The organism is uncultured Flavobacterium sp., assembly GCF_963974175.1.
Lineage (GTDB): Bacteria > Bacteroidota > Bacteroidia > Flavobacteriales > Flavobacteriaceae > Flavobacterium.
Map to the genome: position 1 here is coordinate 116,477 of NZ_CAXBBR010000006.1, position 14,247 is coordinate 130,723.

At 34.4% G+C, this 14,247-nt stretch carries 11 protein-coding genes; 9 read left to right on the forward strand and 2 right to left on the reverse strand.

Annotated elements, in window-relative coordinates; all coding sequences use genetic code 11:
• Nucleotides 1-124: 124 nt before the first annotated feature.
• The 6 genes from AAC069_RS11280 to AAC069_RS11305 all read left to right on the forward strand — a co-directional run bounded on the left by AAC069_RS11280 (nucleotide 125) and on the right by AAC069_RS11305 (nucleotide 6,378).
• Nucleotides 125-859, forward strand: a complete 735-nt coding sequence (locus AAC069_RS11280; protein WP_339920573.1) for a type III pantothenate kinase — start codon at nucleotides 125-127, stop codon at nucleotides 857-859.
• Nucleotides 852-2,102, forward strand: a complete 1,251-nt coding sequence (locus tag AAC069_RS11285; RefSeq protein WP_339920574.1) for a hypothetical protein — start codon at nucleotides 852-854, stop codon at nucleotides 2,100-2,102. The genes AAC069_RS11280 and AAC069_RS11285 overlap by 8 nt, the downstream gene beginning before the upstream one ends.
• 41 nt (nucleotides 2,103-2,143) lie before the next feature.
• Nucleotides 2,144-2,698 (forward strand): LPS export ABC transporter periplasmic protein LptC, encoded by a 555-nt coding sequence (gene lptC / locus AAC069_RS11290; RefSeq protein ID WP_339920575.1) that lies wholly within the window; start codon nucleotides 2,144-2,146, stop codon nucleotides 2,696-2,698.
• Nucleotides 2,699-2,716: 18 nt separating this feature from the next.
• Nucleotides 2,717-2,911 carry a DUF6526 family protein gene (locus tag AAC069_RS11295; protein WP_074720896.1) on the forward strand — a complete coding sequence of 65 codons (195 nt, stop codon included), beginning with the start codon at nucleotides 2,717-2,719 and terminating at the stop codon, nucleotides 2,909-2,911.
• A 3-nt stretch (nucleotides 2,912-2,914) separates the two neighbouring features.
• Nucleotides 2,915-4,174 (forward strand): hemolysin family protein, encoded by a 1,260-nt coding sequence (locus tag AAC069_RS11300; protein WP_339920576.1) that lies wholly within the window; start codon nucleotides 2,915-2,917, stop codon nucleotides 4,172-4,174.
• A 107-nt stretch (nucleotides 4,175-4,281) separates the two neighbouring features.
• A complete protein-coding gene (locus AAC069_RS11305) occupies nucleotides 4,282-6,378 on the forward strand; it encodes a peptidylprolyl isomerase (protein ID WP_339920577.1) in 2,097 nt (698 codons plus the stop codon).
• A gap of 110 nt (nucleotides 6,379-6,488) precedes the next feature.
• Here AAC069_RS11305 and AAC069_RS11310 read toward each other — a convergent pair whose 3' ends face one another.
• Together AAC069_RS11310 and AAC069_RS11315 are read right to left on the reverse strand one after the other, a co-directional pair.
• On the reverse strand, nucleotides 6,489-7,406 hold the full coding sequence (locus AAC069_RS11310; RefSeq protein ID WP_339920578.1) for a GYDIA family GHMP kinase: 918 nt from the start codon (nucleotides 7,404-7,406) through the stop codon (nucleotides 6,489-6,491).
• Between the two features lie 115 nt (nucleotides 7,407-7,521).
• A complete protein-coding gene (locus tag AAC069_RS11315) occupies nucleotides 7,522-8,838 on the reverse strand; it encodes a hydroxymethylglutaryl-CoA reductase, degradative (RefSeq protein WP_339920579.1) in 1,317 nt (438 codons plus the stop codon).
• Between the two features lie 180 nt (nucleotides 8,839-9,018).
• On the opposite strand from AAC069_RS11315, the gene AAC069_RS11320 reads away from it, so the two are divergent.
• The 3 genes from AAC069_RS11320 to AAC069_RS11330 are packed head-to-tail and all read left to right on the forward strand — an operon-like array spanning nucleotide 9,019 to nucleotide 14,243.
• On the forward strand, nucleotides 9,019-11,187 hold the full coding sequence (locus tag AAC069_RS11320) for a S9 family peptidase (protein ID WP_339920580.1): 2,169 nt from the start codon (nucleotides 9,019-9,021) through the stop codon (nucleotides 11,185-11,187).
• An 8-nt stretch (nucleotides 11,188-11,195) separates the two neighbouring features.
• Nucleotides 11,196-12,698: a peptide MFS transporter gene (locus tag AAC069_RS11325; protein WP_339920581.1), complete on the forward strand. Its 1,503-nt coding sequence runs from the start codon at nucleotides 11,196-11,198 to the stop codon at nucleotides 12,696-12,698.
• A 27-nt stretch (nucleotides 12,699-12,725) separates the two neighbouring features.
• A complete protein-coding gene (locus AAC069_RS11330; RefSeq protein ID WP_339920582.1) occupies nucleotides 12,726-14,243 on the forward strand; it encodes a peptide MFS transporter in 1,518 nt (505 codons plus the stop codon).
• Nucleotides 14,244-14,247: the final 4 nt, after the last annotated feature.

Genomic DNA, 14,247 nt, shown 5'->3' on the forward strand with positions numbered 1-14,247 from the left:
GGTTGCTTTTCGTAAGCTATAATGCTTGTTGATTGCGGGTGCAAAGATAGAATGTTTTTTAATATATCCAATACATTTTTTTGAAAAAATCAATTCGTATCTTCGCACAATCAAAATTCAAATTATGATTTTAACAGTTGACGTGGGGAATACAAGAATTAAAGCTGCTGTTTTTGAGGAGGATATCCTCTTGCAGCATTTTGTTTTTATGAAAGAAGAGCTCAAAGAAAATATTGAAAATATTTTAAAAAAATTTAAAAATACTTCTCATTTGGTTGTTGCGTCGGTTGGAAATGTAGAAAAACAGTCTTTTTTGGAGTTTAAAAAAGAGGTTGTAATTCATTTTATTTCTCATGATGATGTCTTCCCTTTTCTTAATGGGTATGAAACTCCAAAAACTTTGGGAATTGACAGGATGGTACTTGCTGCCGGAGCAACTTTGCAGTTTCCGAGGCAAAATAGGTTAGTCATCGATGCCGGGACATGTGTCACATTTGATTTTGTAAATGAGAATGATAAATATCTAGGAGGTGCAATCGCTCCCGGATTGCAGTTACGCTATAAATCATTGCATGATTTTACAGCCAGGTTGCCTTTGTTGTCATTACAAAGTCCTGAAGGTTTAGTAGGGAAGTCAACTTCGGAATCCATTCATTCTGGAGTTGTAAATGGTTTGGCATATGAGATTGACGGTTTCATAGATGAATATAGGGCTGTTTGTCCAAATTTTATAATAATTTTAACGGGAGGTGATGCAGAATTTTTGGCTAAACGATTAAAAAATACCATATTTGCCAATTCAAATTTTCTTTTAGAAAGTTTGAACCAAACATTTCAATATAAAATCAAAAATGATTAAAAAAATTATAATAAGCGCTTGTTTGCTTTTGTCGTTAGTTTCCTTTGCTCAAGAAGGTACTTCATCGCCTTATTCTTATTACGGAATTGGAGATGTTAGGTTTAAAGGAACAGTTGAAAACCGTTCTATGGCAGGCATAGCAGTCGAACAAGACAGTATTCATATCAACTTACAAAATCCTGCAAGTTTTGCTAATTTAAAGTTTACAACATTTGCACTTGGAGGTACTTATAATACTACTACAGTAAAATCAGATGCTAAGAGCGAAAAAGCAAGAAGAACAATGTTAGATTATCTTGCTGTTGGATTGCCTTTCGGTAAAGTAGGAGTTGGGTTTGGATTAATTCCTTATTCTTCTGTTGGATATAAGATAGAATCTATTACGGAAGATGCAAACACAAATAATAGACGTTATAATGGTTCAGGAGGATTGAATAAAGCTTTTCTTGGAGTAGGTTATAAAATAAATTCTAATTTTAGTATAGGAGCTGATGCTCAATATAATTTTGGAAAAATTGAAACGACTAGTTTAGAGTTTATAACTGGAGTTCCTGTTGGAACAAGCGAGAAAAACCGTGCTGATTTGTCAGGAGTAAACTTTGATATTGGAGCGATGTTTAAGGCTAAGCTAAATAATAAACTAAATGTGTATAGTAGTTTAAATTATACATTAGAAAATACTTTGACATCTAAAAACACAAGGAATATAGCTACTGTAGCTTATAATTCAGGGTTTGATTTGTCAGCCGTGGATATTTTAGCGGAGCAATCAAGTGTTGTAGAGTTGAAATTCCCAAGTAAGATCTCTTTAAGTGCTGGTATTGGAGAATCGCAAAAATGGTTAATTGGTGGAAAAGTGGCTTATTCAAAAACTGCAGCACAAGCTAATGAATATAATAATGCGAGCAATGTAGGTTACGGAAAATACGGAAGTGTAAGTTTAGGAGGGTATTATCTTCCTGACTATAACTCGTTTTCAAGTTATGCTAAAAGAATTGTTTATAGAGGAGGTTTGAAATATGAAAAAACAGGCCTGGTTGTTAATGGAGAATCTATAAATGATGTTGGACTTACATTAGGACTTGGGTTGCCTATTACGGGAACTATCTCTAATGTCAATATTGGATTTGAATTAGGGAAAAAAGGTACTACATCGGCGGGGTTGGTTCAGGAGAACTATGCTAACATTAGTATTGGATTTTCATTGAATGACAAGTGGTTCGTGCAAAGGAAATTCCAATAATAAAATCATTACAATACATTTCACTTTGTCTATATTGACGTATGAATTTATTCAAAACACATAGAATACTTAACCTAGTCACAGTTTTTGCTGTGACTCTGTTTTTTGGGTGTGAAAGTAATTTTAAAGAAGTTCAAAAAATCAATGTCACGGAATTTACGCCGAGTGGGGATGCTGATAAAGTGAATTTAAAATACACTGATTCTGGACTTATAAAAGTGGTCTTACTTAGTCCTAAAATGCTGGATTTTTCGACTGTTGATTTTCCTTTTACCGAATTTCCTAAAGGAATTGATGTTACATTATATGACGACAAAGGGAAGACCACCCGCGTGACATCAAATTATGCTATATCCTATAAAGTTACCGGTATAATTGATTTACAAGGAAAAGTAAAGATTGTTTCCGAAAAAGGACAAACGCTCGAAACAGAGCAATTGTACTATGATCAAAAAAATGAATGGTTTTTTACTGAAAAAAAGTTTAAATTTACAGATATCAAAGGATCTACTAACGGACAAGGAATAGATTTTTCCAAAGATTTTAAGATTGTCAATTCACAAAGATTAACGGGCGAATTTGAATCGGCTCAATAAACATCAAATAATAATACTATGGGTTACTTAAAATACACACCTTACATTTACCTTATTTTTGCTTTGTACTTCATTTATGAGGCTATTGTGAAATGGAGCGATCCGGAAGCTACGCCTTGGTTGAGTGTGATGATTGCTGGACTTGCAATTTTTATGTTTTTCTTCAGGAGAAAATATGCAAAGAAGATGCAGGACCGTAATGATCAATCCTAGTATATGGAAATTGGTGTTATAATATTATGTCTAATACTAAGTGCCTTTTTTTCTGGGATGGAAATTGCATTTATTTCTTCGAATAAAATATATTTAGAAATAGAGAAGAAACAAGATAATTTTCTTTCTAAAATTCTTACTAAACTTACCGAAAAGCCATCAAAATTCATAGCTGCTATGCTTATTGGGAACAATATTGCACTAGTGGTTTACGGTTTTTTTATGGGGGCTTTACTGATGCGTCAGATCGAGTCGTTAGGATATCATTTTTCGGATTTATTGAATTTACTTATCCAAACAGTGCTGTCTACGCTGATTGTTTTGATAACAGCAGAATTTTTACCAAAAGTATTTTTTCAAATTTATGCCAATGGTTTAATTAAGTTTTTTGCGCTGCCAGCCTATATGTTCTATGTCCTGTTCTATTTTATTTCTACTTTCTTAATTTGGGTTTCCGATTTTGTTCTAAAGAAATTTTTTAGAACAGATGGTGATCAGATACAACTTTATTTCAGTAAAGTAGAACTTGGAAATTACATTACGGAGCAAATGAGTAGTGTTGAAGATGATGATGAGGTAGATTCAGAAATACAAATGTTTCAGAATGCCTTAGAGTTCTCAGGTGTAAAGGCCAGAGATGTTATGAGCCCTAGAACGGAGCTTGTAGCTATCGATTTATTTGACACTATAGCGGAGCTGAAAGAATTGTTTATTGAAACAGGCTATTCTAAGGTAGTTGTCTATGAAAATTCACTAGATGATATTGTGGGTTACGTACACTCCTTTGATTTGTTTAAGAAACCAAAAAGTATTAAAGCTGTCGTTATTCCTGTCGAGTTTGTTCCTGAAACCATTTACATCAAAGATGTTATGAACTTGCTTACTAAAAAGCGAAAAAGTGTGGCGGTGGTGCTAGATGAGTATGGTGGGACTTCAGGTATAATTACTATTGAAGATATTGTAGAAGAGCTTTTTGGAGAGATTGAAGATGAGCATGATTCAGATGAAGAATTGATCGAAAAGGAAATGGGTGACGACACTTATATTTTTTCGGCTAGATTTGACGTCGAGTATTTGAATCAAACCTACAAGCTTAATATACCGGAGAGTGATTCATACGGTACTTTAGGTGGTTTTATAGTTGATTTTACTAATGATATACCGTTAAAAGGGGAGGTGATTACCATAGGAACCTATCATTTTATAATAGAAGAGGCTACAAACAAGAAGATTGAATTGGTCAAATTGACCGTAAAAGAGTGATTTTTTTTATAAAAGTATTTTTTTTGTAAAATAAAACGCTACTAGTATAATTATTAATTAGATAATTGTATTTTCGCAAACTGAATATAAAATTAACAACAATAAAAATGGCAGTTTTATCAAATATTAGACAACGTTCCGCTTTAATGATTGCAGTAATCGCATTTGCATTATTTGCATTTATCATTGGCGATTTATTCAACAGTGGTAGCTTTAACAGTACGTCAAAAGATGTAGGAAGTATCAATGGAAGTGATATTTCATTTGAAGATTTTAGAATTAAAGTAAGTAATGTTGAAAAGAGTAATCAAGGAATCACTTCTACAGCAGCAGCAAACAGAGTTTGGGACCAAGAGGTTTCTGTAGCTTTGTTAACTTCTGAATTTGATAAATTAGGTTTGAGAGTTGGTGAAAAACATTTATTAGCAGTTTTACAAGCTGATCCTAATATTGGAAAAAATCCAATGTTCTTAAATGCAGCAGGTATGTTTGATATCGCAAAATTCAAAGAATACTTCAAGTCAAATCCTGCGCAATCACAATTCTTGAAAGACAGAGAGAAAGATGCTGAGCTTAGTGCTAAATATCAAATTTATAATACTTTGATAAAATCAGCGGTTTATACTACTCAAAGCGAAGGAAAGTTGAAATATGAAATGGAAGCTAACAAAGTTAACTTTGCTTATGTTGCCGGTTTATATTCTACTATCAAAGACAGTGACGTAAAAGTGACTGACGCTGAGATATTGGATTACATGAAGAAAAACGAAAAGAAATTTAAAGCAGACGAATCTCGCGAAGTGGAGTATGTTTTAATCGCAGATAAAGCTTCTAAAGAAGATGAAGCTGAAGTAAAAGCAAAAATCACTGGTTTATTATCTGGAAGTGTTGTTTACAATCAAGCGACTTCTAAAAATGATACTGTGGCAGGATTTAGAGCTACTAAAAACACAGTTGAATTTGTAAATTCAAATTCAGATGTACCTTACGATTCTACTTATGTAGCTAAGAAAGATTTACCTGCTGTTGATGCAGATCAATTATTTAACCTTGCTCCAGGAGAAATTTATGGACCTTACGTTTTTGGAAACTACTACTGTGTTTCAAAATCTATGGGTAAAAAATTAGGAGTGAATGCAAAAGCAAGTCATATCTTAATTAGTTATGAAGGAACACAAGTTCCAAACAAAAAAGAACAAAGAACTAAAGAAGAAGCAAAAGCAAAAGCTGAAGCTATTTTAGCTCAAGTAAAAGCGAATCCAGATAGTTTCATGATGTTAGCTTTTTCTAGCTCAGATGATTCATCATCACAACAAGGTGGAGATTTAGGATATTTCAGTCAAAATCAAATGGTGAAACCATTTAATGACTTCGTTTTCAATAGTAGTATTGGTTCAATTGGTTTAGTTGAAACTGCTTTTGGATTCCATATTATCAAAGTAACTGATAAACAAGACGGAATTCGTTTAGCTACTGTAGCGTTAAAACTAGAAGCTTCAGAAGCTACTTCAGATAAAGCGTTTACACAAGCGACTAAGTTTGAAATGGATGCGACTGATAAAGATTTCAATACTGTTGCAAAAGGAATGGGGCTTTCAGTAGTTCCAGGAATTACAGTTCAGGCTATGGATGAAAACTTTGGACCATTAGGAGTACAAAGATCTATTGTAAGATGGGCTTTTGAAGATGATTCTAAAATAGGTACAGTAAAAAGATTTGAAGTAGCTAACGTTGGACACGTTATTGCAAGAGTTAAAGGTATCGATAATTCAGGTTTAGTATCTATTACACAAGTTAAACCTTATGTAGAGCCAATTCTTAAAAACAAGAAAAAAGCAGAATTAATCAAAGCTAAGATGACAGGAAGTTCTATAGACGCTATTGCTAAAGCGGCAGGTTCTACTGTGCTACAAGCAACTGATGTTACTATGGAAAACCCAATGTTAACTGGTGTTGGTCAAGAGCCGAAAGTTGTTGGAAATGCATTTGCCTTGGAAGCAAACAAGATGTCTGCACCAATTGAAGGGAATACTGGAGTATATGTTGTTAAAAATGTAAGTACAGTGAAGGCGCCAGCTTTAAAAGATTTTGCTCCTTATGTAGCTAAATTGAAAGCGCAGTCTGCTGGAGATGTAAACAGAGTTTTACCAGCGCTTAAAGATAATGCGACAATAGAAGACAATAGAAAACAATTTAATTACTAGTTGATTTAAAGTAATTATTAATTTCACAAAAAACCCGATACATTGTATCGGGTTTTTTTATGCTTGAATATTTTTTGAAGTGCTGCTTATTTCTTTCTTTCTTATCGATTCTAACTTAGGATCATTTCATTATATGGAATAATAGTATCAAACCCTTTTGAGCTAAAATAAGATGTTGGGTCTGACTCACTGATTGCCATAATAAAATCACCACCCCAAGCGCCCAGACTTTTTACTTCACCGTTAAAATCAGAAAACAGGGCTTCTTTAACTGTTGTCGTTTTTAAAACAATACTCATTTTATTCTCATGCTTTTCTATTGCTTGCGCAAAAGAGTGAAGGCTATTTGCGTGTAGAACTTCAAGTGTTATTTTATTGATTGCATCAATATTTGTATTTAGATTGTTGGTTTTATTCGTTTGGTAGTTAGCAATGGCTGTCTTGCTACTTTGTTTCTTATTTAGATAAACGAAATAAATATGCTGTGAGAAGTCTGGTTTGAAAGTAGTTTTCTCTACGATAGGTTTTCCTTTTTCAAGATGGAAGAGAATGGGGTTGTTGTTTTGGGCGCAGGCAATATCGTAACCGCTACCTCCAAAGCTGTTATTAAGTAATGTAAATGCATCGATTTGTAACCACTGTGCAATATTGTTTATTAAGGTGGAGGAGGTTCCTAGACCCCATTTTTTTGGAAAGCTTAGTTGGGTAATAATAATATATCCGGATTCGGCCTTTATAAAGCTGGGATTTAATACATAGCCTTCATGAAGAATAGATAGTAAAGTAGATTTTATAGTTTCGGGTTCTTGCAGCTCTGGATTGATGATTTCTGAAAACAAAATCGTGTCTTCAAACCAGATTTGGCCGTCAGAATCAAAACTTTTCCAATGAATTTTATGATTAGGGCTCTTTTCGACAGTTAAGTTCTGTCCGAATTTTGTAGGCAATGCAAAAGCTTTCGCACCGTCCAAAACCAGGTATTCTCCGGTAATCAAAAGTTTCCCGTTACTGTAAAATGTTTCTTTCATTTATGCTGAATTTATTGCAATATTCCTTTTTGTAGCCCCGATAGTAGCGGTATCCTTTACTTGATTTCTTTAATCAAGTAAAGATAGAGCGAATAGCGGGATTAGCTTCTAATTATTACTTCCTTAAATTGTCAATATAGTCAACAACGGCGCTGTGAGACACCGCATGGGTCTTAAAGTGTTTTTGAATTAGGATGCGCTCGTCATCATTTGCTTCAAACTGGTTCAAGATGTTGTTTAAATGCATTTTCATATGACCGTCTTGAATACCTGTTGTGGTCAAGGAACGTAACGCAGCAAAGTTTTGTGCTAAACCGGCAACGGCAACGACCTGCATTAATTCTTTGGCGGAAGGTTTTTTAAGCATTTCCAATGATAGCTTTACCAACGGGTGTAAAGTAGTTAGTCCGCCAACAGTTCCCAGTGCTAATGGTATTTCTAGCCAGAATGTGAATATGCCGTTTTCAATTTTTGCGTGGGATAAACTAGAGTACTGACCTGATTTTGCCGCATAAGCGTGTATTCCTGCTTCGACCGCACGAAAATCGTTACCTGTAGCAAGTACAACAGCGTCGACTCCGTTCATAATCCCTTTATTATGTGTTACGGCTCTAAAAGGTTCTACTTCGGCAATTTGAACTGCTTGTACGAAGCGTTCCGCAAAATCTTGTGGATTGAGAATGTGTTTTTCGGCTAATTCTTCTATAGGGCATGAAACCTCTGCGCGTACAATACAATTGGGTACGTAATTAGAGAGGATGCTCATAATTACGGTGATGTCTTTTTCTATTTGTGAAAACAGTTCGTAGATCTGCGTTTCTTCTTTTAATGTTTTTGCAAATTGCTCTAAACAAGAATTAATGAAATTAGCGCCCATGCTGTCTTTAGTTTCAAAAGTAGCGTGAAGTTGGTAGTAGTTGGGAAGCAGGTTGGTTTTGTCTTGTAAGACAATATCCAGAATTCCGCCCCCTCTTTTTTGCATGTTTTTTGTAATGCTTTCTGTGTCAGAAAAGAATTTTGCTTTGTTTTGAGCAAAAAATAATTCCAGTTTTGAAACATCGCCTTTATAAAGAAAGTGTACTTGACCTATTTTCTCCGTGTTGATTACTGTTGCTTTAAAACCACCTCTAGTAGACCAGAATTTTGCGGATTTAGAAGCTGCGGCGACAACAGAACTTTCTTCGATAGCCATTGGAATGGTGCTGTATTTTCCGTTAATTAGAAAATTAGGAGCCACGCCAAGGGGGATGTAGAAATTAGTGATGGTGTTTTCTATAAATTCATCGTGTAGTTTCTGTATTTTTTCATCTGAATTCCAATAATTTTTCAATAATGTAATGGCTTGTGAAGGAGTTGAAAAGTATTCCTTGGCAATCCAGTTTATTTTTTCTTCTTTGGATAATTTTGAAAATCCTGCAACGGGCTTATTCATTCTCAATAGATTATAGTGTAATTAGCTGCAAAGATACATTTTTAGTGGTTTTATAGGCATTAAATTATTGTCATTAAAGTGGACTCTTAAATATTGTTTTCAACATTTAACACATCAAATGTGATATAATTGTAATTTTTTCACTAAAATTGGGCTCATTTTTACATTTAAATTAATAGTATGAAGTATAAGCAGTTTTCGGTCTTATTTTTATTTTTGTGTTTCACGGTTTTCGGGCAACAAAAAATATCGGTTGAGCAAATATACGGTGGAGCCTTTCGTGCTCAAGGAATGGATGAGCTACAATCCATGAAGAATACAAATCAATATACAGTATTGAACTTAGATCGCTCTTCTAGAACGATGCAAATCGATTTGTATGATTATGCTACCCTGAAAAAAACGGCAACTTTAATAAATACAAATGATCATGCGGATATGCCGATGATCGATAGCTATACTTTTGATGCTAGTGAAAAAATGATTTTGATTGCCTGTAATTCAAATCAAATTTTCCGTCATTCTTTTACGGCAGATTACTATTTATACAATACTGCAACTAAAGAATTGACAAAACCATTTGATTTTCAAGTGCAGGAGCCGACTTTTTCTCCTGATGGAAAAAAGATTGCCTACGCTAAAGAAAACAATCTTTATGTATATGACTTGGCTTCAAAATCAACTACTCAAATTACAACTGATGGGAATAAAAATGCCGTGATAAATGGTATTACGGACTGGGTTTATGAAGAAGAATTTGCTTTTGTAAGAGCATTTGACTGGAGTAAAGACAGTAGAAAATTAGCCTATATTCGTTTTGACGAAAGTCAGGTTCCTGAATTCTCTATGTCTATGTTTCACAAAGATTTGTATCCTACAATTGAAACATTTAAATATCCAAAAGCAGGAGAGAAAAACTCTCTAGTTTCCTTACATGTATACGATGCTAATTCGAAAGCGACCAAAGAAATCAATTTGGGTAAGTACGATGATTTTTATATCGCGCGCATGCAGTGGACTAATGATTCCAATGTATTGTCAGCTCAGGTTTTAAACCGTCATCAAGATAATCTGGATTTATTATTTATTGATGGGACAACTGGAGCGACAAACGTAGTTTTGAACGAAAAAGATAAAGCTTATGTGGATGTTACAGATAATCTTACATTCTTAAACGATAACAGTTTTATCTGGACGAGTGAAAAAGACGGGTTTAATCATATCTACTTATACGACAAGAACGGAAAATTACGCAATCAAGTTACCAAAGGGAATTGGGAAGTAACTTCGTATTATGGATTTGACGAAAAGACAAATACTGTTTTTTATCAATCTACGGAGAATGGGTCTATTAACAGAGCAGTGTACAGAATTGCCCTTAATGGAAAAAGCAAATTGGCTTTGTCCAAAGAGTTAGGGACGAATGACGCTACTTTTAGTCCTAATTTCCAATATTATATTAACACGTTTTCTAGTGCTGCTCAACCAACGACTTATGCTTTAAATGAAGCTAAAACAGGAAAGCAAATAAAAGTCATTGAAGATAATGCTGCATTGGCAACAAAGTTAAAAGACTATAATTTACCTGCAAAAGAGTTTTTTGTTTTAAAAACGGAAAAAGGAAATGAATTGAATGCATGGATTATTAAACCGAAGGATTTTGATGCTTCAAAGAAATATCCGGTTTTTATGTATCAGTATTCAGGACCAGGTTCTCAGCAGGTAGCAAATCAATGGAATTCATCAAATGACTATTGGTTTATGATGCTTACGCAACAAGGGTATATCGTAGCTTGTGTGGATGGGCGAGGAACCGGTTTTAAAGGAGCTGACTTCAAGAAAGTGACTCAATTAGAATTAGGAAAGTACGAAGTGGAAGATCAAATCGACGCTGCAAAAGTGATTGGAAATTATTCGTTTGTAGATAAGTCCAGAATAGGCATATTTGGCTGGTCTTACGGCGGGTTTATGTCTTCAAACTGTCTTTTTAAAGGGAACGATACTTTTAAAATGGCAATTGCAGTAGCGCCGGTAACTAACTGGAGATTTTATGATAGTATTTACACAGAACGTTACATGCAGACTCCACAAGAAAATGCCAAAGGATATGATGATAATTCACCAATTAATTATGTAGACGGTTTGAAAGGGAAGTTTTTGTTAATTCACGGTAGTGGAGACGATAATGTTCATCTACAAAATTCAATGCAAATGATGGAGGCTTTAATTCAGGCAAATAAACAATTCGATTCGCAAATTTATCCAGATAAAAATCATGGGATTTATGGAGGGAATACGAGAATTCAATTGTACAATAAAATGACTAATTTTATTAAAGAGAATTTATAACATCATAGATGAGTAATAGAATTCCAACGTTAGAAGAAATTCAAAATTTTGAAGGCAAATACCCAAAGCAATTGTGGTATTTGTTTTTAGTTGAAATGTGGGAGCGTTTTTGTTTCTATGGAATGCGCGGGGTGCTTACCATTTTTATGGCAGATAAAATTTTGGGTCTGGCACTTTCCGATAAGGATGCGAATTTGAAGTATGGGGCAATTCAGGCTTTTGTCTACGCATTTACTTTTATTGGAGGAATCTTTGCCGATAAGATTTTAGGTTTTAAAAAGTCACTTCTTTTTGGTGCAACCGTAATGATTCTTGGAAATCTATTAATTGCATTCTCTCCCCAGGACTTTTTCTATTTAGGAATTACGCTTACAATTATTGGAACTGGTTTTTTCAAGCCAAATATTTCTTCAATGGTTGGTGATCTATACAAAGTGGACGACAGTCGCAGAGATGCTGGTTTTGGATTGTTTTATTCAGGAATTAATATTGGAGCATTATTAGGTGGAGCAGTTTGCGTGTATTTAGGTACAAGTCCTGATTACGGTTGGAGCTACGCTTTTTTATCGGCTGCAGTTGTTATGGTAATTGGTTTAGTTACTTTTATAGCTACGAAACATTCCTTGGGACCAATAGGGGATTCTCCGCTAGTGGATCTGGCGCCTTCTAAAAGAACAACCAAAGAAATCGCTGTTTATGTAGGTGCTTTAATCAGTATTCCACTTATTTTTATTATGATCAAAAACACCGATTATACTGATTATTTCATGTATGCCATCGGTCCATTGGCTATCCTGTATTTTCTTTATGAAACTTTTAAAGAGAAAGAGGAAGCTTCACGAAAGAAATTAATTGCTGCTTTTGTATTTATTCTTTTTTCTATCATCTTCTGGGCATTTTACGAACAAAGTGGTGGTTCTTTAGCGCTGTTTGCAAAAGATAACCTACATCATAACTTGTTGTTTTTCGAAATTAATCCTAATATTGTTAACAATACGTCGAACTCATTGTTTGTCATCATTTTTAGCCCAATAGTTGGATTGATTTGGTTGGCTATGGCAAAGAAGAAAATAGAGCCTAATACGGTAATAAAATTTGGTGTAGGGTTCTTATTTTTAGCTGCTGCTTTTTATGTGTTCTATTATACTAAGTTTTTTGCTGATGCAGAAGGTTTAACTTCTTTGAATGTTTTTACTCTGGCGTATTTAGTAATTACCTTTGGGGAACTATGCGTGTCGCCAATAGGATTGTCTATCATGACGAAATTGTCGCCAAAAAGATTATCAGGGATGATGATGGGGATGTGGTTTTTAGCAAGTGCTTACGGGCAGTACGCTGCAGGTCTACTTGGAGCAGGGATGTCATCACCGGATGAAAATGCTTCTTTAGTCACAAAGTTACAAGGATATACAGAAGGATATTATCAATTAGCAATATATGCTTTAATTGCGGGTTTACTACTAATTGTAGTTTCTCCGTTAATTAGAAAATTAATGCAGGAAGTCAAATAAATACTAATATTAATTAAATTTTATAATATGTCTACAACTACTTCAGACGCTCATTTAAACAAGAATCTTTTTGGACATCCAATTGGGTTATTTATATTATTTCTTACAGAAATGTGGGAGCGTTTTTCATATTATGGGATGAGAGCACTACTGGTTTTGTATATGACTTCATCAACATTAGGAGATGATGCAAGAGGAGCTGGTTTAGGATGGACAAGTCAAGAAGCTTTAGCATTATACGGATGGTATACCATGTTAGTATATATAATGTCAATTCCCGGAGGAATGATTGCGGATAAGTTATTAGGACAAAAGAAGGCCGTTCTTTTAGGAGCTATTGTGCTTTGTATAGGACATGGTGTTTTAGTATTGACAGATACCTGGGCATTTTATACTGGATTAGGATTGGTAATATTAGGGGTTGGTTTATTGAAACCTAATATTTCAACGATGGTCGGAGGATTGTATCCTAAAGGAGATATTAGACGAGATAAAGGATTTAGTATTTTCTATATTGGAATAAATACAGGATCGTTGTTAGCTACTATGGTGATTGGATTTGTAGTTGTAAAATGGGGATGGCATGCAGGTTTCGGTTTAGCTGGTATTGCGATGCTATTAGGACTTGTAGTTTATATCTGGGGACAAAAATACTTAACACATGTTGGTAATTTTGAAGCGCAAGAAGTAAATGAAGTGGATCAGTCTTCTTACGGGCGTCTTTTTGGAGATCTTCTTAAATCTAAAAATCAATTATTATTTACTGCGATACTTTTTGCTCTATCCTTATTTGGATGGTATAGTTTAGGTTGGGCTTTTGGTTTACTGTTTATGTTTCTTACAGTAATCGTAGCTTTAATGATGATGATTTATAAGGAATTGTCATCGCAACAAGACAAGGATCGTTTTGTGGTTTTGTTATTGTCTTTCATTATGGTTATTATTTTCTGGGGTGCTTTTGAGCAAGCTGGAGGTTTAATGAATTTATATACGGATACTAAAACAGACAGAATGCTATTGGGTTGGGAAATACCTACAGTTATGTTTCAAAGTTTAAATGCAGGATTTATTATACTTTTTGCAACTGTTGTAGCCGGATTTTGGGCAAAAAGAAAGTTGAAAGGGAAAGAAGCTTCTTCTATTTTTAAAATGGCGATGGGTATTATTATCATGGGTTTCGGATTTTTATTTATGGTTTTTGCAGCTATGGAATTTGAGAAATCAGGCTCTTCAAGTATGATATGGTTAGTTTTGGCTTATTTGTTTCATACTATTGGTGAACTTTGTATTTCGCCTGTGGCATTGTCATTTATCACAAAATTATCTCCGGTTAAATATGCTTCTTTAATGATGGGAGTTTATTTTGCAGCAACGGGATTAGGGAATAAAGTAGCAGGTATTATTGGTGAGTCTGCCAGTGATCTTGGTGAGTACTCCGTGTTTTTGGGAATATTAATATTTACCCTTGTCATCGGTGCAGTATTTATGATGTTGCTAAAACCATTAAATCGTTTAACTCATGGTGCTGAGGATAACGAAAAATAATAGC